The sequence below is a fragment of the Rhizobium sp. WSM1274 genome (genome assembly GCF_025200775.1).
Taxonomy (GTDB): domain Bacteria; phylum Pseudomonadota; class Alphaproteobacteria; order Rhizobiales; family Rhizobiaceae; genus Rhizobium; species Rhizobium leguminosarum_I.
On the sequence record NZ_CP104138.1, the window covers coordinates 971,978 to 991,867 of the forward strand.

At 58.0% G+C, this 19,890-nt stretch carries 24 protein-coding genes and 1 pseudogene; 11 read left to right on the plus strand and 14 right to left on the minus strand.

Annotated elements, in window-relative coordinates:
* Nucleotides 1-38 precede the first annotated feature (38 nt).
* From N2600_RS04820 to N2600_RS04845, 6 genes and pseudogenes are all read right to left on the minus strand, one after another.
* Nucleotides 39-1,238, minus strand: a complete 1,200-nt coding sequence (locus N2600_RS04820) for a glycosyltransferase family 2 protein (RefSeq protein WP_170257821.1) — start codon at nt 1,236-1,238, stop codon at nt 39-41.
* Between the two features lie 302 nt (nt 1,239-1,540).
* Nucleotides 1,541-1,715 (minus strand): annotated as a pseudogene (locus N2600_RS04825) (DUF3606 domain-containing protein).
* Between the two features lie 128 nt (nt 1,716-1,843).
* Nucleotides 1,844-2,242, minus strand: coding sequence for a DUF6894 family protein (locus N2600_RS04830; protein ID WP_260298237.1), 399 nt, complete (start codon nt 2,240-2,242; stop codon nt 1,844-1,846).
* A 162-nt stretch (nt 2,243-2,404) separates the two neighbouring features.
* Nucleotides 2,405-2,632 (minus strand): hypothetical protein, encoded by a 228-nt coding sequence (locus tag N2600_RS04835; RefSeq protein WP_170257820.1) that lies wholly within the window; start codon nt 2,630-2,632, stop codon nt 2,405-2,407.
* A 169-nt stretch (nt 2,633-2,801) separates the two neighbouring features.
* The gene (locus N2600_RS04840) at nt 2,802-3,362 is read right to left on the minus strand and encodes a hydrolase (protein ID WP_170257819.1); all 561 of its coding nucleotides are present in this window, start codon (nt 3,360-3,362) and stop codon (nt 2,802-2,804) included.
* 5 nt (nt 3,363-3,367) lie between these two features.
* Nucleotides 3,368-3,544, minus strand: a complete 177-nt coding sequence (locus N2600_RS04845; RefSeq protein WP_162118182.1) for a DUF3606 domain-containing protein — start codon at nt 3,542-3,544, stop codon at nt 3,368-3,370.
* A gap of 425 nt (nt 3,545-3,969) precedes the next feature.
* On the opposite strand from N2600_RS04845, the gene tnpA reads away from it, so the two are divergent.
* The 6 genes from tnpA to N2600_RS04875 all read left to right on the plus strand — a co-directional run bounded on the left by tnpA (nt 3,970) and on the right by N2600_RS04875 (nt 9,640).
* Entirely contained in the window at nt 3,970-4,416 is a 447-nt protein-coding gene (tnpA, locus tag N2600_RS04850; RefSeq protein WP_445944938.1) for an IS66-like element accessory protein TnpA, read from the plus strand.
* The gene (gene tnpB / locus N2600_RS04855; protein ID WP_011654171.1) at nt 4,397-4,750 is read left to right on the plus strand and encodes an IS66 family insertion sequence element accessory protein TnpB; all 354 of its coding nucleotides are present in this window, start codon (nt 4,397-4,399) and stop codon (nt 4,748-4,750) included. Before tnpA ends, tnpB begins: the two co-directional genes overlap by 20 nt.
* Nucleotides 4,751-4,802: 52 nt before the next feature.
* Nucleotides 4,803-6,392 carry an IS66 family transposase gene (gene tnpC / locus N2600_RS04860; protein WP_163879878.1) on the plus strand — a complete coding sequence of 530 codons (1,590 nt, stop codon included), beginning with the start codon at nt 4,803-4,805 and terminating at the stop codon, nt 6,390-6,392.
* 109 nt (nt 6,393-6,501) lie between these two features.
* The gene (gene ltrA / locus N2600_RS04865; RefSeq protein ID WP_260298242.1) at nt 6,502-8,325 is read left to right on the plus strand and encodes a group II intron reverse transcriptase/maturase; all 1,824 of its coding nucleotides are present in this window, start codon (nt 6,502-6,504) and stop codon (nt 8,323-8,325) included.
* A 155-nt stretch (nt 8,326-8,480) separates the two neighbouring features.
* Nucleotides 8,481-8,777: a DUF982 domain-containing protein gene (locus N2600_RS04870; RefSeq protein WP_017963299.1), complete on the plus strand. Its 297-nt coding sequence runs from the start codon at nt 8,481-8,483 to the stop codon at nt 8,775-8,777.
* A gap of 254 nt (nt 8,778-9,031) precedes the next feature.
* Nucleotides 9,032-9,640, plus strand: coding sequence for a L,D-transpeptidase (locus N2600_RS04875; RefSeq protein ID WP_260298243.1), 609 nt, complete (start codon nt 9,032-9,034; stop codon nt 9,638-9,640).
* Nucleotides 9,641-9,865: 225 nt separating this feature from the next.
* On the opposite strand, the gene ftsH is transcribed toward N2600_RS04875, so the two are convergent.
* From ftsH to N2600_RS04910, 7 genes are all read right to left on the minus strand, one after another.
* Nucleotides 9,866-11,707 (minus strand): ATP-dependent zinc metalloprotease FtsH, encoded by a 1,842-nt coding sequence (gene ftsH / locus N2600_RS04880; RefSeq protein WP_017963301.1) that lies wholly within the window; start codon nt 11,705-11,707, stop codon nt 9,866-9,868.
* A 12-nt stretch (nt 11,708-11,719) separates the two neighbouring features.
* Complete coding sequence (locus N2600_RS04885) at nt 11,720-13,105, minus strand: Do family serine endopeptidase (protein WP_260298244.1); 1,386 nt, start codon at nt 13,103-13,105, stop codon at nt 11,720-11,722.
* A gap of 95 nt (nt 13,106-13,200) precedes the next feature.
* Nucleotides 13,201-13,566 carry an SPW repeat protein gene (locus N2600_RS04890; protein WP_260298246.1) on the minus strand — a complete coding sequence of 122 codons (366 nt, stop codon included), beginning with the start codon at nt 13,564-13,566 and terminating at the stop codon, nt 13,201-13,203.
* Nucleotides 13,563-13,913: a DNA-directed RNA polymerase subunit omega gene (locus N2600_RS04895; RefSeq protein WP_311319298.1), complete on the minus strand. Its 351-nt coding sequence runs from the start codon at nt 13,911-13,913 to the stop codon at nt 13,563-13,565. Before N2600_RS04895 ends, N2600_RS04890 begins: the two co-directional genes overlap by 4 nt.
* A 9-nt stretch (nt 13,914-13,922) precedes the next feature.
* Nucleotides 13,923-14,570: an ETC complex I subunit gene (locus N2600_RS04900; protein WP_260298248.1), complete on the minus strand. Its 648-nt coding sequence runs from the start codon at nt 14,568-14,570 to the stop codon at nt 13,923-13,925.
* Between the two features lie 69 nt (nt 14,571-14,639).
* Nucleotides 14,640-15,149, minus strand: a complete 510-nt coding sequence (locus N2600_RS04905) for an Hsp20/alpha crystallin family protein (protein ID WP_170281627.1) — start codon at nt 15,147-15,149, stop codon at nt 14,640-14,642.
* An 83-nt stretch (nt 15,150-15,232) separates the two neighbouring features.
* Nucleotides 15,233-15,706: an Hsp20 family protein gene (locus tag N2600_RS04910; RefSeq protein WP_170278667.1), complete on the minus strand. Its 474-nt coding sequence runs from the start codon at nt 15,704-15,706 to the stop codon at nt 15,233-15,235.
* Nucleotides 15,707-16,270: 564 nt separating this feature from the next.
* Here N2600_RS04910 and N2600_RS04915 point away from each other — a divergent pair.
* The 5 genes from N2600_RS04915 to N2600_RS04935 all read left to right on the plus strand — a co-directional run bounded on the left by N2600_RS04915 (nt 16,271) and on the right by N2600_RS04935 (nt 19,231).
* Nucleotides 16,271-16,543 carry a DUF6894 family protein gene (locus N2600_RS04915; protein WP_260298250.1) on the plus strand — a complete coding sequence of 91 codons (273 nt, stop codon included), beginning with the start codon at nt 16,271-16,273 and terminating at the stop codon, nt 16,541-16,543.
* A gap of 131 nt (nt 16,544-16,674) precedes the next feature.
* Complete coding sequence (locus N2600_RS04920; RefSeq protein WP_017963309.1) at nt 16,675-17,400, plus strand: Crp/Fnr family transcriptional regulator; 726 nt, start codon at nt 16,675-16,677, stop codon at nt 17,398-17,400.
* A gap of 258 nt (nt 17,401-17,658) precedes the next feature.
* Nucleotides 17,659-18,021, plus strand: a complete 363-nt coding sequence (locus tag N2600_RS04925; protein ID WP_246726837.1) for a hypothetical protein — start codon at nt 17,659-17,661, stop codon at nt 18,019-18,021.
* 281 nt (nt 18,022-18,302) lie between these two features.
* A complete protein-coding gene (locus tag N2600_RS04930) occupies nt 18,303-18,473 on the plus strand; it encodes a hypothetical protein (RefSeq protein ID WP_017963311.1) in 171 nt (56 codons plus the stop codon).
* Nucleotides 18,474-18,580: 107 nt separating this feature from the next.
* Complete coding sequence (locus N2600_RS04935) at nt 18,581-19,231, plus strand: pyridoxamine 5'-phosphate oxidase family protein (RefSeq protein ID WP_260298252.1); 651 nt, start codon at nt 18,581-18,583, stop codon at nt 19,229-19,231.
* Nucleotides 19,232-19,345: 114 nt separating this feature from the next.
* On the opposite strand, the gene N2600_RS04940 is transcribed toward N2600_RS04935, so the two are convergent.
* On the minus strand, nt 19,346-19,534 hold the full coding sequence (locus tag N2600_RS04940) for a hypothetical protein (protein ID WP_017959409.1): 189 nt from the start codon (nt 19,532-19,534) through the stop codon (nt 19,346-19,348).
* Between the last annotated feature and the right edge of the window lie 356 nt (nt 19,535-19,890).

A 19,890-nucleotide genomic window follows, 5' to 3' on the forward strand; every position in this document is an offset into this window, starting at 1 on the left:
GCCCTTGGCCTCCCACGAAACGACGCTGGGATGCCGGCTCAAATGTCTGCTTTTCGCGCCCGGCTGCGGAGACGGGGCTTGTGGTTTATAGCCATCGGAGTGAACCCGTTCGCTAGAGGCTCAAAGATTGAGCTCAGCTTGGCATCCACCTCCGTCAGCCGCATCAGGTGTCGTCGAAATTGTGCGGTCTCATCTGGCCGTTCGACAGGGGAAGGGATAATTTGCGGGTCGAATTTCGGCCTAGTCGTTTGCGGCGGATCTTGACCGTTTGCTGTTGTGGTCACGAGACGAAGACAATGTTGTATCAGGCGCAGGCATTTATCGAGTACAAGTCGAACCACGAAATATGGCTCGCTTCGTGATATCGAAAAAATGGTTGCAAGTGACAGATATGTGTTCCTGGCTTGGCGGAATTCCCAAAATGCATATTTCTGAGTTGCGTTGGTTGCGCTTCGCGCTGCGTATTTTGGAAGCGGAGCATTTGCGGCCAGCGAACGCCTGACAACTTCCAGAGCGCTTTGGCCCATTTGCAGGTGATTGGACGACATGTTGCCGGGATACTGCCTGTATCCCACCAGGCGTTCGGGGATGACCTCGACATGATAGCGCGCTGCCAGCCTGAGTTCGAAATCGAGGTCTTCGCAGCCGCCAATTCCTGCTGCAGCATAGGAGCTGTCAAATCCGCCAATCTCGAGCGCGACATCTCGACGGACAAGAAGCGCGCTTCCGTTGCCAACATATTTGAAAGTCAGATGCCGGGCGTAGATATATCCTCTGGCGACAACCGGCCGGCAGGAGCGAATGATCTCATCGTCGTGATTGATGATATAATGCAGCACATACACGGCGGCCCACTGTGGGGATAAGCGCTCGAGAGCATTTACCTGCTTTTCGATTTTTGTCTGGTGCCAGAGATCGTCCGCGTCAAGGAATGCCAAAAATCGACCTGTTGATGCCTGGATGCCGGTGTTCCTTGCAGCGGCAACGCCGCGATTTGCCGTGGACAGCAGGCGAATCCGGGAATCTTCCAGTGCCACTTGCTCGACCACCTTTGCGGTATCATCGGTAGAGCCGTCGTTGACGACTATGATCTCCAGGTTCCGGTAGGTCTGGCGCCCGGCAGATCGAAGTGTACGTTCAACGAAGCGGGCAGCATTGAAGGCGGGAATGACCACTGAAACCAGCGGCTGGGTCACATGACGAACGTCCCTCAGATTCTTGTCTGAAGAGGAAAACATTCCAGATCTCTCATTCGGCCGAACACTGATTATAGTCGCTCTGATGATGGGTGAGCGCTGGGATTGTCGCGGTGTTCCTGCGGATAGGTTGGACGCTGAGTGTTTAGATCTCAACCCTTCACGTTGGGAGCACCGCCGTCTAAATGCATGGGCAAAAAAGGCAGAACAGTCAAACCGCATCCTAACTTCGTTGCGGGCAACCGAAAATAGACTTTGGTCCGATGCAGCTGACGGGGTACGGAAACGTACGAGCCGCGGGCGTCCCGCATGGACGTGCCACAGTGACCGTCCAACGGCGCTGTTCACTTACGGTCGAGTTTGTCTTCGACCTTCTTGCGGCTGTTGCCGACCGCCTTGACGGTCTTCTTTACCGCGTCTTTTGGCACGCCTTCTTTCGTCGCCTTTTACTTCACTTCGTGCTCTTAGCCGCCGGCGACGTGCGCGGTCCTGAGCGCGGCTTCGAGATGGTGTTGCCATGTCTGAAGTTTTTCTTTCGGTTGCCAGGAAGAAACCGAGGCTGATTTAACAAGTCCCCTCGCACCTTCGCATACGCGACGACGGGTTTAATCCAACGCCAAAAAGAAAGCCCCGCGCGAGAGGCGGGGCTAGTAATTTTCGACAGAAGGAGTGGGTCGCACAGAAGCAGCGAAGGGTCGCGGCGTCAAACTTGCCTCCGCACGGCCCGGCCCCTTACTCTCACTGAATGAATTGGTTCCGGAGCCGGCGGACATACCCAACAAGGTGGAACTACTCGGTTGGTGGCTTCTCGCGATCTCGGTGATGGCGGCATCGACGGCAACCTCGCGAAGGATCGTGCCTTCCTGGCCGCAGATCGCGATGCCAAGCGGAATTCTTTGCTTTCTGGACAAAAGAGCCGTTGCGACTATTTCTTGAAGCCTCTCCCTGGCTGCTTCAATTGCAACAAAAAGGTCGGGGAATTCCCGGCCCTCGGTGTCCAATACCGAACCATCCATGTGTGTGATATGAAAGTACAGCGTCAGCAAGGCACACCTCCTTCACAGGTGCCCACTTACGCTTGATCTGCTTCAGAAGTTTCGGTCAAAACCGTACAGTTGCTCGAGCGGCGCCAGCGCAGAGCTTGGAGGAGCAGCCACCCAGCACCAGAGACGGGAACTCGTGAGACAGGCGCGCACGGCAACTCTGCTTCACTGCGCATCGGGCGGTTCGCCGACCGGTCCATCAAGTCTCTTGGAGAGCTCGAGCGGCAGCGCTTCACGAAATCCCGTCGTCTGAATCAGATCCACGGCGGTCGTAAGCGCAAGTCTGCCGCGACGGCTATCAATGGTGCAATGATGCTGTGAGCACCAGTCCCGCACCGTATCGATGACACATTCGACATCCTGGTCGGAAAGAGAAATCAGGGATTGCAGCATCGTTTGCTCCACTATTCTCTAGCGCAGAGAGACGACGTCTCTCCAGGTTCGAGATGACAAAAGATCTGTGTGACCAAAAACATATTGCAGTTTTGTGACGATTTAAATGAGCGCATGCGAACGGAGCGATATCGTACGTTCTGGTAGCCGGCGCCGAAATGGACCAGCCTCAGCGTCGGCCTTCTTTCACGACTGATCCCTGGGTCGCGTTCACTATAGCTCGCCGTGCGTTAGCCTTTTGGCGGCTCGAGGAAAGCAGAGCGTCAAGCCGAACCGGCTGGAGTTCACGTGCATCGACGCCGACATCGAACTGACGGGGGACCGGCTTCAGCCTGCCGTGGGAGTGTCCGTGCAGATTGATCGAGCCCTTGCCCATCTTGTTCCAGGTTCTAAACGCGTAATGGCATAGCACCAGATGGTAGCCGTCCAAGGCCAACTCTTTGTAATGCTGGACGCTGCTCCAGCCCGATGCATCGGTCGTCGCCTCTGTATCGTTGTTGCCGACAATGAGATGTTTCCTGCCGTGCAGGAGGTCGAGGAGCGTGTCGCAATCGCCCGCCCGCGATGACATGAAGTCGCCCAAATGCCAAACTTCGTCGTCGATCCCGACGATCAGGTTCCAGTTCCTGATGAGGGCAAGATCGTGGGACACCATATCAGGGAAGGGTCGCCGATCGATGCGAAGGACGCGAGAGTCGCCGAAGTGGGTGTCGCCGGTGAAGAAGATCATGCTGATCACTTATGATCGAGTCTGTCTTCGACCTTCTTGCGGCTGTTGCCGACCGCCTTGACGGTCTTCTTTACCGCGTCCTTTGACGCGCCTTCCTTCATTGCCTCGTACTTCACTTCGTGATCCTGGCCGCTGGCGACGCGTGCGCGGTCCTGAGCGCGGCCTCGAGATGGTGTTGCCATGTCTGAAGTTTTCCTTTCGGATTCCAGGAAGAAGCTGAGGCTGATTTAAGAAGTTCCCTCGCTTCGCATGTTCGCCGATGCGTTCAAAACAACCTCCAAAAAGAAGCCCCGCGCGACGGGGCCAGCTAATTTGCGACAGAAGGAGTGGGCCGCACAGAAGCAGCGAAGGGTCGCTGTGTCCAACTCACCTCCGCACCACCCGGCCCCTTACTCTCACCGAACGAATTGGTTCCTGAGCCGGCGGATATACCCAACGAGGTGGAACTACTCGGTGGGCGGCTTTTCGTGATCTCGATGATGCTGTGAGCGCCGGTCCCGCACCGTATCGATGACACATTCGACGTAAGCGCGAATTTCTCCGCACCTTCTGTATTTGAGTGAGCTTTGGCATGTGGTGTCCACTTAAAAGAGGTGGACACCAAGTTATGGATGAAGGTCAAAAACTCGCGGTACGGCTGGTCGGTCTGAATGGAAGACGCCGCTTCGATCAAGGGTCGAAGGATCGCCTTGTTGCTGCCTGCCTTGAGCCCGGCGCATCGGTATCGAAACTAGCGCGAGAACACGGGGTCAATGCGAACCTCGTTTGGAAATGGATCAGGAAGCACACCCAAGCCCATCCATTATCGCCGTCTTCGACATCTGCGTTTATCCCCGTTCAGGTCGCCGCCCCGAGCAGGGAGTTCGACATTGAGATGCCTGCCGCGGATCGCGAAGGGCGATTGCCGGGAATGGACAGGAACGGCCCGCTTTCCTCTCCAGCAAAGGTGAGCGCGTCCCGGCCCAATGGTGTGAGACTGACGCTGGAGTGCAATGATCTCAGCGGATTGACGGCGATAATCGGAGCGTTGGGTCATGTTCAGACTGGGCGCTGATCTCAAGGTCTACCTGCATCGCGAACCGATCGACTTTCGGGCAGGCATCAATAGCCTTGCGGTCCTGGTCCAGGAGACGATGGCGCTGGACCCGTTTGCTCCGGCGGTGTTTGCCTTCTGCAACCGCCGTCGGGATAGGGTGAAGCTGCTGTTCTTTGACCGGTCGGGCTTTGTCATGGTCCTGAAGAAATTGACGGAGGACAGGTTCCGTTGGCCCCGCCGAGAGACTGCGGTGGTAACGCTCTCGAGCGAGCAGCTCCACTGGATACTCGACGGCATTGATATCGATGCGATGATCCGCCATCCGGTTCGGCAATATCAGATCGCTGGCTGAGGTGGCGTGTTGATCTGTTGACGCGGCGACGCGGTTCAGATTCAAAACTGGGATGACCCGAACCGGCGAACCGAGCGTTGCAGAGCTGATGGCGCAGTTGGCGGCAAGTGCTGCCGAAATCGCTGCGCTCAAAGCCGAGAAGGAAGCGCTGTCACGGCGGGTCGTCAAGCTGGAAGAGGAACTGGCACTCGCAAGGCTGCATCGGTTTGCACCCCGCAGCGAAAAGCACGTCGATCGCCTCTTCAACGAAGCCGAAGAGGCCGCAGACGAGGATGATCCTGATCATGGCGACGACGTCGCCGATCTCCCGGATACAGGCCTGCCTGCAGTCGAAAGTGCCGCGGGTAAAAAGCGGGGCCGCAGACCTCTGCCAGAAGACCTGCCCCGCGAGCGTGTCGAATACGACCTTCCCGACGATCAGAAAGTTTGCCCTTGCTGCGACAGCCAAATGCATCGCATGGGCGAGGCCATTACCGAGCAGCTTCATATCGAGGTCAAGGCTAAGGTTCTGCAGAATGTGCGGTTCAAATACGCCTGCCGCCATTGCGACCGCACCGGCATCAACACACCTGTCGTGATCGCACCGATGCCGCCGCAACCATTGCCGGGCAGCATCGCCACCGCCTCCACGCTGGCCTTCGCACTCGTCCACAAATATGTCGACGGCACGCCGCTCTACCGCGTGGCGCAAACGTTCGAACGGGCCGGCGTACCGATCAGCCGAGGTGCTCTCGCGCACTGGGTGATCGGTTCGAGCGAGAGGCATTTGCATCGCATCTACGATGCGCTGAGATTGCGGCTTCAGTCGCAGCCTCTCATTCATGGTGACGAGACGACAGTTCAGGTCTTGAAGGAAAAAGACAAGGAAGCCACCAGCACATCTTACATGTGGGCGTATCGCAGCAGCGACGATAGTGAGGAGCCAATCGTGCTTCTCGACTATCAACAGGGCCGCGGCCAGGTCCACCCGCAGACCTTTCTCGGTAACTATAGCGGCATATTGGTGACCGATGGATACACCGCATGGCGCACATTGCATGGCGCAACCCATGTCGGATGCATGGCCCATTCCCGGCGGCGCTTCGTCGAGGCTCTCAAAACCCGGAAGAATGGAGGCGGACCGCCGGAACAGGCGCTCCGGTTCTTCGAGCAGCTCTACCGTATCGAAAAGCAGGCTAGAGACCAAACGCCCGACGCCGGTGAAACGCAGGCCGATTGCATTCGTCGTTTCCGGCAACAGCACAGCTTGCCTGTCCTCATCGCCCTAAAGACGTGGCTCGACAATATCGCGCCGAAGGTCGTGCCGGATACCAAGCTAGGCGATGCCGTGTCCTACACCCTGAACCAATGGGATTACCTGACGCGCTACATCAGCGACGGCAGGATGCCGATCGATAACAACATTCTGGAACGCGACATCAGAGTTTTTGCGACCGGAAGAAAATCGTGGCTGTTCAGCGATACCGCTGACGGAGCCAGGGCCAGCGCCGTGATCTACAGTCTGATGCTGACCTGCCGCGCCTGTGGCGTCGACCCACTCACCTGGCTACGCCACGTGCTTGCTGAGTTGCCTCAGCGCGAAGAAGCCGCCGACATCGGCGACCTGCTGCCGTTCAACTTCTCCAAAGCCTCCGCTGCCTGACAGACCCGGATATCGCTTCGCGAAAGCGGCTGGTTCAGAGATACCGCCTACGTCAATGTGCATGGAAAATCGCGCTTAGTGCGGCTGCAAAGCCGATGAAAGATAGTTGATGAAAGTTCAATATGGAGAAGAAGTGGCGAATCACTCTGACCCCGAGTCATGCGGCGCACATCGCGAGGTTTGCGTCGAAGCGTTGACAGGGGAAACCGGCAGGCCGGCCATTGAGCCGCGAAATGATCAATTCGGGATGCCGACGCTGTTAAGCGAAGCGGAAGGCAACACGGTGCATGGCGTCAATCGCAAGCCATGCCCCGATCCCGCGCGGTCGGAGACCCTGTGCATGCCGGGAAGTCTTTCATACGGAAGCAGCGAGATCTCATCAGTGTCCAGTGCAAATGGACTGGACGGGACTGGCAAGGTCGTTGACCGCAATCCAGTCGTCAACGCTGATGAGAAGTCGGATACGCCCATAGTACCGCAGAAGTTGCCGAACAAGGGAGATGATCCTGCGGAGGCGATGGAGGGAAGGGGTGTAATCGGAGGGAACGCCTTCGAAACTCCAGCGTGCCGGACACAGAGCCGGATAAAACACGCTTCGATGGGGATCGAAGGTGTACGGGAAGCCGCCAAGCGGAACCCGAAGATGCGTTTCACGGCGCTGATGCACCACATCACTCCGACGCTATTGGTGAAGAGCTTCCATGCGCTTCGCAAGCAGGCGGCGAGCGGTGTGGATGGCGTGACGTGGTACGACTATGAGAAGACACTCGAAGGGCGCGTGCACGAACTGCACCGGGAGATTCAGTCCGGTGCGTATCGCGCACAACCGTCCCGACGGGTCTACATTCCGAAGAATGACGGAAGACTCCGTCCCCTCGGCATTGCAGCGCTGGAAGAAAAGGTCGTGCAGATGGCCGTGTCCACGGTTCTGAACGCGGTCTATGAGCAAGACTTCCTCGGCTTCTCATACGGGTTCCGACAAGGAAGGGGACAGCATGACGCGCTGGACGCCCTGTGGGTTGGGATCGACAAGCGGAAGATCAACTGGATACTGGACGCGGATATTCGCTCGTTTTACGATGAAATCGATCACGAGTGGATGCTTCGTTTCCTGTCACATCGAGTAGGTGACCGCCGGCTGATACGTCTGATCCACAAGTGGCTGAAAGCGGGCACGATTGAGGACGGCTGCCGCGTCGCATCAACGCGAGGAACTCCTCAAGGCTCTGTAATTAGCCCCGTGCTATCCAATATCTACCTGCATTACGCATTGGATATATGGGTCCAGCAATGGCGTACTCGAAATGCTAAAGGCGACGTGATCATTGTCCGTTATGCCGACGACAGCGTGATTGGGTTCCAGCACGAAGGAGAGGCGCAGCGCTTCCTGCAAGCATTGCGGGAGCGTCTCGCTCAGTTTGGCTTGCAACTACACCCGGAAAAGACGCGGCTAATTCGCTTTGGGCGGTATGCTGCGCGACAATGCCGGGAGCGTGGTATCCGCAAGCCAGAGACTTTCGACTTTCTGGGGTTCACGCATTGCTGCGGCAGGCGGCGCAATGATGGGGGCTTCAAGATTGTCCGTCTGACAATCAAGAAGCGCATGCGCACGACGCTGGCGGCCATTCGGGAAACGCTAATGCGACGACGCCATGAACCGGTGGCAGTAGTAGGTCGGTGGCTACGGCAAGTGTTACAGGGGTATTTGAACTACCATGCGGTGCCAGACAATCTACGAAGACTGGGAGGGTTCCGCTGGGAAGTTGGTCGCGCTTGGCGACACGCTTTAATGCGTCGGAGCCAGCGACACCGGCTGTCTTGGGATCGTTTCCAAAGGCTGCTTCGCAAATACCTGCCGCCATGTCGCTTAGTGCATCCGCATCCAGATGCTCGGCTCACCGTCACAACATCCGATAGGAGCCGTATGCGGTAGTTCCGCACGTACGGATCTGGCCGGGGGGCGATGGGCAACCATCGTCCCTACCGGGACCCATTCGACGGTGACGATCTCGGCCAAACCGTGATCTTGAACAGCCGATATTCGTTGCCTAAATCAAGGGCACTCAATGCCATGAAAGGAGGTAAACGATGGCACTCGATACTTTTGAACACCCGATCTACGCGCAACGAAAGTACTTCGTGCAGGAGATCGCTGGGCTTGACGATGTCTTTGACTTTCTCGACGAATGGCCACAGGAGAAACGCGATATTACCTACGAGGTAATGTTGGAGGCCTGCCGGAAAGCAGCCAATCGCCAGCTTCCCGCGTCGGTCGTGGCGGCGAATTTCAGCCGCTTTCTCAAAAAGCATGGCAAGCTTGCAGACATAGAAGATGTGCCCCTGCACCTGCGGCGGTTCAGCGATCGAAATGTCTCGGGTATTTAGGACCGAAGGCGATGGGCGCCGGCCAGAGCGGCCGATGGGGCGCGTTGCGCTCCTGCCGTATCCGTCGAAAGCGACCGTGATTGGTTGCGCCGCCCCCGTGGAGCTGCGCAGGCCGAAGCGCCCCGCAGCTTCCGCGACGTGTTCACACGAAGTCAGGGCTGAGAAACGGTCGCGCATGACATGGACACCGCGGCCTTAGTGCCGCCACAGAATTGGGCCCAATCACGCTTGTACAACGAGCGGATAGCGACGAAATGAGAGTACTGGTTCTTGTGGCAGCGCTCTTGCTGACGGCCTTTGCGGCGAGAGCACAGGTTTACGGACCTTATGATGGGTATGACGATTATGGTGGCGATGTCTATGACGATCCATACAGCCTCTACCCACCGATCCCAGATTATGAACCGGTTCCTCGCCATCGTGACTACCTGCCCGATCGCGGGCCGCTGCCAAGACAAAGCCCGGGAGGCACGATCTTAATAGTGACGAGTCAGCATACCCTCTACTACACGACCCCATGGGGCGAGCAGTACGCGTATCCGATCGCCGTGGGTCGTGAAGGCAAGCAATGGTTCGGCTCCACGCGGGTCGTATCCAAAAAGGAGCATCCTGAATGGAGGCCAACGGCGAGCATGCGCCAGAAGAACCCGAAGCTTCCGACTGTCGTAAGGCCCGGCCCCTCCAATCCACTCGGAACGCGGGCCATCTATCTCGCCGATGGACTGCTGCGCATTCACGGCACCAACGACCCTTCATCCATCGGCACCAACGCATCGAGCGGCTGTTTTCGGATGTATCGCCAAGACGTCGAGGAACTTTACGAATTGGTCCAGCCCGGAACTCACGTCATCGTCCGAGGATGAGCCTTGGCCGATAAGAACGCTCGCCACTGCGGTGGTCTGAAGCATTCGTCGCCCCAATGCGCAACCTAGAGCGGTTCAGCGAAGCGCTGAACCGCTCTATCCGACTGTTTTTACGCAATTCCGGACGGAAAACCGCTTCACACTTTTCCCGGAATTGCTTTAGTCTAAAGACGAGGCGGTTGCGACTGTGCAAGCCGGATCCTGCCGCGGCAAGCGGGGCGCCATTCATGCTGTGCGCCCGCGTGCCGGCTGTTCAACGGTCTCTACAAACGCCTGCAATTCACGCTCATCGAGAGTTTCCTTCTCAAGGAGAAGCCTTGCGGACCGATCCAGTATCTCTCGTCGCTGTCCGAGGAGCTCCACCGTTCCATCGAAGACATGGTCGACGATCCGGCGGATCTCCTGGTCGACCCTCGCTGCAGTCTCATCGGAATAGTCGCGTTCCTGCGGACCGTAATACAGCCGATCAGCCTCCAGTAACGAGCGCCGGTCTTTCTCCAGAGCCACGTGTCCCAGTTTGTCGGTCATACCGTAGCGTGTGACGATCGCGCGGGCAATGTCCGCAACTTTAACGAGATCGTCAGCAGCGCCGGTCGAAAGATGGCCAAAGACGATCCATTCCGCCGCGCGGCCACCGAGCAGCACAGCCATCTTGTTCTCCAGTTCCTCCCGCGTCATCAGGAAGCGATCCTCGAGTGGACGCTGGACGGTATAGCCGAGGGCGCCGACCCCTCTGGGAATGATGGATACTTTGTGCACCGGATCGACGCCGGGCAGCGCCATGGCGACCAGCGCATGTCCCATCTCATGATAGGCGACGATTTCACGCTCCCTTGGATTGAGCAGCCGATTGCGCTTTTCGAGACCGGCGACGATGCGTTCGACGGCGTCATTGAAATCGGCCATCGTTACCGCCTCCGCCCGACGGCGCGTGGCGAGCAGGGCTGCCTCGTTGACGAGATTGGCGAGATCGGCGCCGGTGAACCCTGGTGTGAGCGCGGCGATCTTTTCCGGTGAGACATCCGCCGCGAGCTTCACTTTCTGAAGGTGGACGCCGAGAATCTGGAGTCGGCCCGACTTGTCCGGCCGATCCACCAGCACTTGCCGATCGAAACGACCGGCCCGCAGCAGGGCGGGATCAAGAATCTCTGGTCTGTTGGTCGCGGCCAGCAAGACGAGGCCAGTGGAGGGATCAAAGCCATCCAGCTCCACTAGAAGCTGGTTCAGCGTCTGCTCCTTCTCGTCGTGCCCGCCAGCCATGGAACCAATCCCACGAGCGCGGCCGAGGGCATCAAGTTCATCGATAAAGATGATGGCGGGTGCTTTGGCGCGCGCCTGCTCAAACAGGTCCCGGACCCGTGCTGCGCCGATACCGACAAACATTTCCACGAACTCCGACCCGGAGATCGAGAAAAAGGGCACACCGGCTTCGCCCGCGACGGCGCGCGCCAAAAGCGTCTTACCGGTTCCAGGTGGACCCACTAAAAGCACACCCTTTGGCATACGCCCGCCAAGGCGGCCGTAGCCCGCCGGGTCCTTCAGGAAATCAACGATCTCCTTCAGTTCGTCCTTGGCCTCGTCGACGCCGGCCACGTCCTTGAACGTCACGCCGGTGTCGGTCTGGACATAGATCTTCGCCTTCGATTTGCCGATCTGCATCAGGCCTCCGCCGAGCCCACCGCCCATGCGCCTGATCATGAACATCCAGACTCCGATAAAGAGCGCCACCGGGATGAGCCAGGACAGCAGATCGCGCAGGAATGTGCTCTCGATCTGACCTGTCACGACGACTCCGTATTGCCGGAGCTGCTCGGCCAGATTGGGCTCGACGCGTGTCGTGACGAAAAAGGGGCGCTCATTCTGAGGCTCCTTATACCGGCCTTGGATAAAATTGTCGGAAACGGCAACCTCGGCGATCTTCCCCTCCTTGAGATCCGTCTCGAACTGGCTGTAGGGAATCCGCGCAATCTGGTGAGTAGTCGCGAAAAAGGACTGAAATGCCGCAAGAAGCAGGAAAGCGATAATCCAGTACCAGATGTTGAACCGCGTCTTCCTATTCATCTCCATGGCCGACTACTCCTACCGGATTACCAGAAGGAGTGGCGCACCCTCACGGATCAGTTCAAGCGCCAATACGCTAGGTTTTTCGGCGATCCTGCGCTGCAACTCGGTGACGGAAGCGACCGGAACTCTATTGAGCGCGACGATCATGTCACCTGCTTGAAGGCCGGCACCGGCAGCCGCGCTGCCGGAAGCCACCTTTTCGATCACCACGCCGTAACCTCCGGCTTGCTGCGCCTCTTCGCCAGAAGCATTCCTCATCGTAGCGCCCTCGAGCGGCGTGCCGGAGAGAGTTGCGGATGACCGATCGTCCATCGCAATGGTAGCCGTGATCACCTTCTCCTCGTCGCCGCGCTTCACCGTGAGGCTTAGCTTGCTGCCGGCAGGCATGAGGCCGATGCGGTTCCTGAGGTCGGTCGCACCACCGATCGGGCGTCCGTCAGTTGCGGTGACCACGTCTCCGGTCTTCAGTCCGGCCTGTTCAGCCGGCGAGCCCGACTCGACGTTGGCGATCAGTGCGCCGCGGAGGTCACCGAGTCCGAGAGCCTCCGCCAACTCCGGCGTCAGATCCTGGATGCCGATGCCTAGCTCGCCGCGCTCCACCTTGCCGTGCGCGATCAACTGGTTCATGACCGACGCCGCCATGCTGCTTGGCACGGCAAAGCCTATACCGACGCTGGCTCCGGCGGGGCTGAGAATTGCAGTATTGATGCCGACCAATTTGCCGTCGAGCGTCACCAGGGCACCACCTGAGTTTCCAGGGTTGATCGAGGCATCTGTCTGGATGAAGTCCTCATAGCCTTCGATATTCAGACCGCTTCGCCCCAATGCGCTGACGATGCCTGAGGTCACAGTCTGGCCAAGCCCGAACGGATTGCCAATCGCTACGACGTAGTCACCGACTTTGAGTGCATGAGAATCCCCGATCTGAATAGCGGTAAGGTTTGGAGCATTGACCTGCAACAGAGCGATGTCCGTGTCCTTGTCGCTGCCGATCAATTTGGCCGAAAGCTGTCGTCCATCCTTCAGCGTCACAGAAATCTCACTGCCCTCGTCGACGACGTGATGATTGGTAAGCACATATCCTTTGGCGGCGTCGACGATGACGCCGGATCCTGCACTCATCCTCGGTCGTTGTTGCTGTTGCGGCAGATTGAAGTAGCGGCGGAAGGTGGGATCGCTGAAGAGAGGATTGTCTCGCGACGGTGCGCGGGAGACGACCGCGATGTTGACGACGGCCGGCGTGACTTGTTCAAGCATCGGCGCCAGAGATGGAAGTGACGCCGAAGCGGTGCCAGATTGCGGGGTTTGCGAGGTGACCGGCGCTATCGTAAGCAGGATTGCTGCAAAGGCGATCACGACTGACGCGGCAATCCTGTGAAATCCCTGGCGGATATCGAACATGGTTTGCTCCTTGGATTTGACGGGAGGTCAATGCCGCCCAGCCGCAACGCAAACTAAGAAGCGGGCCCGGAGTTCCGGGCCCGCTCGCATTTGCCTCAAGTGGTCGACAGCGGGTGGTTGTGAGTGAACCAGATGCTGCCCGCGGCCAAAACCGCGACCACGATGCCGGCAATCAGATGTGCCCACATTGCAGCGGCCACCGCCGAGAAACCCAGGACCCATGGCGCCACGACAGCCCAGACGCCGAGCACCAAGTTGATCCATTCTTCCGCCTCGTAAAATGCGAAGAGCGCGGCGGCGGCGATCACGGTGATGGCAGCGCCGACAATCCAGGCATTCCACGATGCATATGCCTCGGTTGCGAAACCAAGGAGCCAGGGTGACAGGAAAAGAGCCAGCCCAGCAACGATATTGATGATATCGAATGCTGCACGGTCCTTCGAAGACTGAGACTTCATCATTGTCGTTTCTCCTTCTTGTTTGCATCATCATTGAACCGCCTCCGGTGGCGTGGAGACGGGTGCTGCAGCGGCGATCGTGCGCCGTTGCCGCGAAGGCGAGTGGCCGGATCGGCGGAGTGAAGTCGCTTTGTCCCTGCCGGTCCGCCCAGAAAGGGTGCGAGCTCGCTGCTGGTGAACGAGCCCCTTGCAATCTCCTGCAGCGCGAGTTCGCTGACGCAGGCATCTGAAGGATCCAGCCTCGGCTCCGCCCCTCGATAAAGGGCGCGGCTTCGTGCGGCCGCAGCCATAGTCAGGGCGAACCTGTTGGGCAGGATCTTCTCGCAATCGAAGACGATAGATGGGTTCATGGCTCCACCTCACGCGGCATCTCGGTTGATCGTCGGCTGAAGATCTCGCCTCTCGACGTTGCGCTCGAGGTCAAGCAGTGCCTGCGGCGTCCGATTTCGGACAACGTCAGCATGCGATGGCCATGTTGCGGGTTCATAGACGTGGGTCTGCAAAGCGGGGCCTTGTGCCTGTCCGCAGATCTTCCGACATGCGGCGGGACCGAGCCGTTGCAATGCAGCGTCGGAGAAGGCACGAGATGGCCGGCGCGTTTGCTGGCGGGTTCTCTGCTTTGTGGACGCCGCGGCGCTACTCGCCTGACGCTGCACCCTGTAGGTCAGCCCCTGGCGCTCCGCATATCTGATTGCTGATTCAAGGGTTGGAAATTCCAGCTCAACCTGCGTGAGCGTATCGGTACTGCCCGTATAGCCCATCAAAGGCTCGATGAACGGTGCGCTACGGCGCTGGAAGACGAGCCGCCAGTCTTTCGTTCGCCGGGTGCCTGACGTCATCGCCGAGCGCGATGGCTTGAAGATTCGGGCGACAGCATCCTCGGGAAATACCGAGCGGCCGAATGACAGAGGCTTCCGCTGGTTGTCGTTTGCTGGCCAGCTATCCGAAACAGCCGTATGTGGTTTCTTCGTCTCTCTGTTGTGCGTCTCTCTGTTAACGTCCATCATCATATCCCTCCCTATCGGCGAAGGATGCCGACGGCCGCCACAAGGCCGGCCGTCGGTTGGGTCAATTGGTTAGCTCTTGATGGCGATCCGCTTGACTTGCGACTGCGCCTGCTCACTCTTCGGCAAGGTCACTGTCAACACACCGTTTTTGAAGCGGGCGTCGATAGCGTCTTCCTTGACCTCGGCACCGAGCGGAATGCGACGCTCGAAGCGACCGTAGTAGCGCTCGGAGAACTGGCGATCCTTGTCCTCCGTCTCGGACTGCTTTTCGCCTTTCAGCGTGAGCACGCCGTCATTGAGCAGGACTTCTATGTCCTTTTCCTCAAGGCCAGGCACCTCGGCCGTCACCTTGATCTCCTTCTCGTTGTCGGAGATCTCGACGCTCGGCCATCCGCCACCAAAGGCTCTGGGGCCAGTCAACGACGGAAAGTTGGAACCGAATCCGCGGAATGCCTCGTCGAACAATCGGTTCACCTCGCGATGCAGGGACAGGAACGGATCACGATCATCATCACGCAACAGGCTGGGGGCCTGATGGCCGTTGTTCCCGCTCCAGGGAATGAGATCACGAACACTCATGTCTTTTCTCCTTTCTCTTGGATTGGCAGCGAAGCATTCACATCGGCGCCGGGTGTGCCCGGCGCCGATGCGCCTTTCGAGGCTTACGCTGCTTGCGTCTCAGCTTCGATCTGCTTGGGCTCGAACTTCGGAAGGGCCTGGCCGGTTCCGATTTCGATCTGGCGCGGCTTCATTTCTTCAGGGATCTCGCGCTTCAGATCGATGATCAACAGTCCGTCGACAAGTTCAGCCCTTTCGACCTTGACATAGTCGGCAAGTTCGAACCGGCGCTGGAAGCTTCGCTGAGCGACGCTGCGATGAAGATATTGCACGTCGTCATCGCTATCCGCCTTCTTGCCCGCAACCACGAGCAGGTTCTGCTCCTGCGTCATCGTCAGTTCATTCTGGGAGAATCCCGCCACCGCCATTTCGATGCGGTATTCATCCTCGCTCGTCTTGAGGATGTCGTAGGGCGGCCAGTTGTCGATGGTGTCGATGCCGGCTTGAAGCGCACCTAACATGCGGTCAAAGCCGATGCTCGACCGGAACAGGGGAGAGAAATCGAGGTTTGTCCTCATAGCCATATCCTCCTTTGAAGCAACATGGATACAAGGAGACGCCAAGAGCTACCGGCGTCTCCTGGACTTTGCCGGTTCCAATTGGGCTACCAGCATAAATCATTTAATTCAGGCTATTAGCGGTTCAAGAGGGGCCGGCCACCCAAAATGAAAAAATGCAATTGCTGCGCTGTGCCATCGTGTGGAATCGGTAAAATGCTGCGTCGCGGCGCCGGCGGAGAAAGGGACCCGGTTGCGCGACCGCTGATATTCAATACCCGCGCCCCCGGTTCAGCCAGGCTGTCAAAAAAGCCCGGCGCTGGACGCGGGGCTAGTGAGCGTACATGGAAAGGGGTTCAATGAAGGCTAGGGGAAAGACCTTCAGATCCGCCCGCCAAACGCATGGAAGCAAAAAAGGTTCCGGCGCGGGCCGATGAACGCTCGGCCTCGCCGCGCAAGCACTTCGGGATTACGGCCCTTCTTTAAAACATGATTACATGCGATAATCGATCATCATCCGCCATCGACCCAGGCGCGGATGGCTGGGAGATATTAGTTGCTCTTGCCTGTACAGGAGCAACAGATGTGGCTCGCTACTTTTTCAACGTTCATGACGGCATCTCCATTCAGGATACGGTGGGCTCAGAGCACCCGGACCTCCAAAGCGCCCGCAGCGAAGCTGTTGAGACCATAGCCGAGCGGCTGAGGGGCGCTCGGTTGAAGAAGGCCGACGTCTCGGCATGGCTGATGAACGTCACCGATGAGCAGGGGGTCACGGTCATGGTTCTTTCCTTCACGGCCGCCGTCCAGATCGTGGACCAGGTCTACCTTGCTACGCAAGAATCCGGCGCATTGTAGCAATGTCAAAACCGCACAGAAGACCGGCGCCTCTTGGCCTGTGAAGATGGTCTGGCACATAAGCGAAACATTGCCGGCGCTTCGCCGTACGTCGACAGGAGATCGGGCTCAATCCCGCCGGAGGCTGGGCCATGTCCGACTTTTCGCAGTCAAACATCCAAAACCTTCTTCTCAGAGCACTTGCGCCTGAAGCATTCGATCTGCTGCAGGCGACGATGCAGCCGCGCGAGCTTCCGGTGCAGTTCGAACTGGTCGCGCCTGATGTGCCAAGTGAGACCGCCTGCTTCCTTGAGAGCGGCTTGGCATCAATTGTTGCCACCAACTCCGATGACGAGTCCGTCGAAGTCGGGCATGTCGGATATGAGGGCATGGCAGGAGCCCATGTGTTCCTGAAGGTCGATCAAACGCCAAACAGGACCTTCATGCAGGTCGAGGGGCACGGAATTTCGGTGCCGGTATCCGCACTTCTTTCCATGGCGCAACGAGTTCCGTCGGCCAACGACCTGCTGCTCAAATATGTGCATTGCTGCGAGTTGCAGCTGGCCCATTCCGCCCTTGCCAATGCCCGTTACACCATGCCCGGGCGGCTGGCCCGATGGCTGTTGATGTGCCACGACCGGCTGCGCGACAGAGATCTGCCTCTTACCCACGAGTTCCTCTCGCTTATGCTCGGCGTACGACGTGCAGGCGTCACCAATGAAATCCACATCCTCGAGGGCGTGCACGCGATTAAGGCGACGCGGGGGAATATCCGGATTTTGGACCGGCCCAAGCTGGAGGACTTGGCCGGCGGCTCCTATGGTGTCCCAGAGCACGAATATGAACGGCTCATTGGGGTCCCCATCAGGCGGACTTGACCTCGGAAAAGTCGCAGCTTTTCCCATGCATCGCTGACATCCTAAGGCGCGATGCAGCTAATCCGGCGCCCAACAAATCATAAATTTTCAATAAAACTATAATTTATGACTAATCTTTCCAAGATATCTGCTGAAAACTATCAAACTATAGCTAATTATAAGAGATGACTTGTAGTTCATATATGGTGGACGGAGACTGTGCTTGACGGCGGTGGGAGAAATCGGCAAATGCACAGAACTATACTGACTGGACTATCTATGGTGTTTCTCGGAACCCAAGCTATTGCTGCTACCGCGATGATAGGAAAGGAGCTTCAGGCCCTGCTTTCAGACGGCAAAGTGATTGCGCTGGGCGGCCCAAAAGAGGGTTATAGTGGCGAGCTTTCTGTACTCAAGGACGGCACCGCACATGGTCAGGTTAAACTCGATTCCGGAGATGTAATCTCAATTGATGGCATGTGGCGCATTTCCGGCAACACGTTCTGCAGTAGCTGGAAGGGTGGGAGGGACGCGGGCACGGCGGTATGTGACACCTGGAATAAGACAGGCCCGAAGTCTGTCAGCGAGTTGAACGGAAAAAGAATATTGGCGGAAATTCTTAGAAATAGCCTCGAGCCATGATCGATTTGCAAGCCGGGCGCGGGCGCTGCAAGCATCGGTGAAGCAGGTGAGATGCCGTCCTCTTTGAATTGGAGGATCCGCAACATCGATCAAGAGCACCGTCGACCTGCAAGCCGTGGCGGCCGCCCGGCTTAACAGGAGACAGCGGTTTTCGGGGTGAAAACCAGCCGAGCGACCGGCTCTCAAATCGCCTGAGAGTTCGGCGGTTCCGCTTCTCACCCGAAAGGACGATACCTTCACGAAGCACGAAGCGTCGGCCCTGGGCGATCGCCGGTATCGGGATGTCGTCGTCGACCGAAAAGATGGAAGAAGTGTTCCAGACGTCGGACGTCACGCCGCTGGCCGAACCTCATATTCTCCGCCTGTTCCGCCCCTATCAGCGCGGCTTGCCTTGCAATACGGCGATTCAATCCCGCATTGATCCTGCATCTCAACTGATGTATACCTTCTGAGGTACGTACATCATATCCATGGCTTGCGGGCGGAGACGAGCGTTGCGAGGCCTGAATTCCAGATCTGCAGTTCGGCCATGCGATGAGAGGGACTTCGGGAGGGGAGCATGACGGCCTTACAACTCAATCCAGAATGTGCCATCGCCGATGAGCAGTCGCTTCGGGCGCTGTTCGAGCCGACCCACGCCCTGGCAATCGTGAAGTGTCAGAATTCGCTTGGCGAGCACGCGCAGGAATTCATTCGGCGCTCGCCGTTCTTCTGCATCTGCACGCAGAGTTCGGAGGGAAGGGCCGACGTCAGTCCTCGCGGCGACCCTCCGGGGTTCGTCAAGGTTTTTGACAAGCACACCCTGGCGATCCCGGATCGACCCGGCAACAATCGTCTTGATACCTTAAGCAACATCATCGCCAACCCGAATGTCGGGCTGTTGTTTCTCGTCCCCGGTTTCGACGACACATTGCGCGTCAACGGGCGAGCAAGTCTGACCAATGATCCTCAACTGCTGGCTGGCATGAGCGTTGCCGATCGTCTCCCGAAACTCGCTATTATCGTGACGGTAAGCGAAGTTTTCATGCATTGCGCCAAGGCATTCAGACGGTCCCGCTTGTGGAGCCCGGATCATTTCCAGGACCGCACCGAGATGCCCTCGCTCATGAAGATCATTCTGGATGAGACGACAGGGGCGCCGAGGGACGCGGATGAAATGCGAAAGATGGACGAAGACCTGGAACAAGCCTACCGAAGGACACTTTACTAAAGCATGATGCCCGCAGAAGCGGGCGATGGCGAGCTCCAAACAGGCCGGCGGCTCATTGCGGATCAGAACGGCGCTACCCGTCCTTTCCGACGGTCGTGACTTTTCGCAGAGGTCTCAGATCGCGGTCTGCATCAGATAAGGAGATTTCTCGACGGGAACCCGCGCGACGATCTTCATCACCAGCGTGGGAGCGACATCGGGAACAGAGCTCACTCGTCCGTCTTTGTAGAGCACCCGCAAGACGCAGGTCTCGCTATCATATTCAAGTTCGGCGATCGTCTTTGAATGGACCAGAAATTGCATCTTCAGCTGCCTCCTGCACTGCAGCATGACCAATGAAAATGACCGACCGCCGCCCACCCTCGAGGACAATACTTGATCGGCACGAAAACTCTTTGCCATTTCGGCGGCCGGCGCTGTCCGAAACGCGATCCAGAAGACATGCGTCCCACCAAATCGTGCCGGCGAAGCCGTGAAGAAATCTAGTAAAATCCACCATCGAAATCGCGTGAAATCAGCGTGACACACGCCCCGCGACTATATGCGACCCGGGACCACCAGAATAAGATGTGCGTAGCGCCTGCCGCAACGAGGCCGAACGCAGTTGCACCGCGGTCGTCGGCTGAAGGTGAGTATCAGGGCAGGGTCGCGATCGCTTG

Bases quoted from the DNA above. Each gene is read 5' to 3' on its own strand.
- N2600_RS04820 (WP_170257821.1), bottom strand. From the start codon at position 1,238: ATGTTTTCCTCTTCAGACAAGAATCTGAGGGACGTTCGTCATGTGACC.
- N2600_RS04835 (WP_170257820.1), bottom strand. From the start codon at position 2,632: ATGCTGCAATCCCTGATTTCTCTTTCCGACCAGGATGTCGAATGTGTC.
- N2600_RS04840 (WP_170257819.1), bottom strand. From the start codon at position 3,362: ATGATCTTCTTCACCGGCGACACCCACTTCGGCGACTCTCGCGTCCTT.
- N2600_RS04845 (WP_162118182.1), bottom strand. From the start codon at position 3,544: ATGGCAACACCATCTCGAGGCCGCGCTCAGGACCGCGCACGCGTCGCC.
- tnpA (WP_445944938.1), top strand. From the start codon at position 3,970: ATGGATGAAGGTCAAAAACTCGCGGTACGGCTGGTCGGTCTGAATGGA.
- tnpB (WP_011654171.1), top strand. From the start codon at position 4,397: ATGTTCAGACTGGGCGCTGATCTCAAGGTCTACCTGCATCGCGAACCG.
- tnpC (WP_163879878.1), top strand. From the start codon at position 4,803: ATGACCCGAACCGGCGAACCGAGCGTTGCAGAGCTGATGGCGCAGTTG.
- ltrA (WP_260298242.1), top strand. From the start codon at position 6,502: ATGAAAGTTCAATATGGAGAAGAAGTGGCGAATCACTCTGACCCCGAG.
- N2600_RS04870 (WP_017963299.1), top strand. From the start codon at position 8,481: ATGGCACTCGATACTTTTGAACACCCGATCTACGCGCAACGAAAGTAC.
- N2600_RS04875 (WP_260298243.1), top strand. From the start codon at position 9,032: ATGAGAGTACTGGTTCTTGTGGCAGCGCTCTTGCTGACGGCCTTTGCG.
- ftsH (WP_017963301.1), bottom strand. From the start codon at position 11,707: ATGGAGATGAATAGGAAGACGCGGTTCAACATCTGGTACTGGATTATC.
- N2600_RS04885 (WP_260298244.1), bottom strand. From the start codon at position 13,105: ATGTTCGATATCCGCCAGGGATTTCACAGGATTGCCGCGTCAGTCGTG.
- N2600_RS04890 (WP_260298246.1), bottom strand. From the start codon at position 13,566: ATGATGAAGTCTCAGTCTTCGAAGGACCGTGCAGCATTCGATATCATC.
- N2600_RS04895 (WP_311319298.1), bottom strand. From the start codon at position 13,913: ATGAACCCATCTATCGTCTTCGATTGCGAGAAGATCCTGCCCAACAGG.
- N2600_RS04900 (WP_260298248.1), bottom strand. From the start codon at position 14,570: ATGATGGACGTTAACAGAGAGACGCACAACAGAGAGACGAAGAAACCA.
- N2600_RS04905 (WP_170281627.1), bottom strand. From the start codon at position 15,149: ATGAGTGTTCGTGATCTCATTCCCTGGAGCGGGAACAACGGCCATCAG.
- N2600_RS04910 (WP_170278667.1), bottom strand. From the start codon at position 15,706: ATGAGGACAAACCTCGATTTCTCTCCCCTGTTCCGGTCGAGCATCGGC.
- N2600_RS04920 (WP_017963309.1), top strand. From the start codon at position 16,675: ATGTCCGACTTTTCGCAGTCAAACATCCAAAACCTTCTTCTCAGAGCA.
- N2600_RS04925 (WP_246726837.1), top strand. From the start codon at position 17,659: ATGGTGTTTCTCGGAACCCAAGCTATTGCTGCTACCGCGATGATAGGA.
- N2600_RS04930 (WP_017963311.1), top strand. From the start codon at position 18,303: ATGTCGTCGTCGACCGAAAAGATGGAAGAAGTGTTCCAGACGTCGGAC.
- N2600_RS04935 (WP_260298252.1), top strand. From the start codon at position 18,581: ATGACGGCCTTACAACTCAATCCAGAATGTGCCATCGCCGATGAGCAG.
- N2600_RS04940 (WP_017959409.1), bottom strand. From the start codon at position 19,534: ATGCAATTTCTGGTCCATTCAAAGACGATCGCCGAACTTGAATATGAT.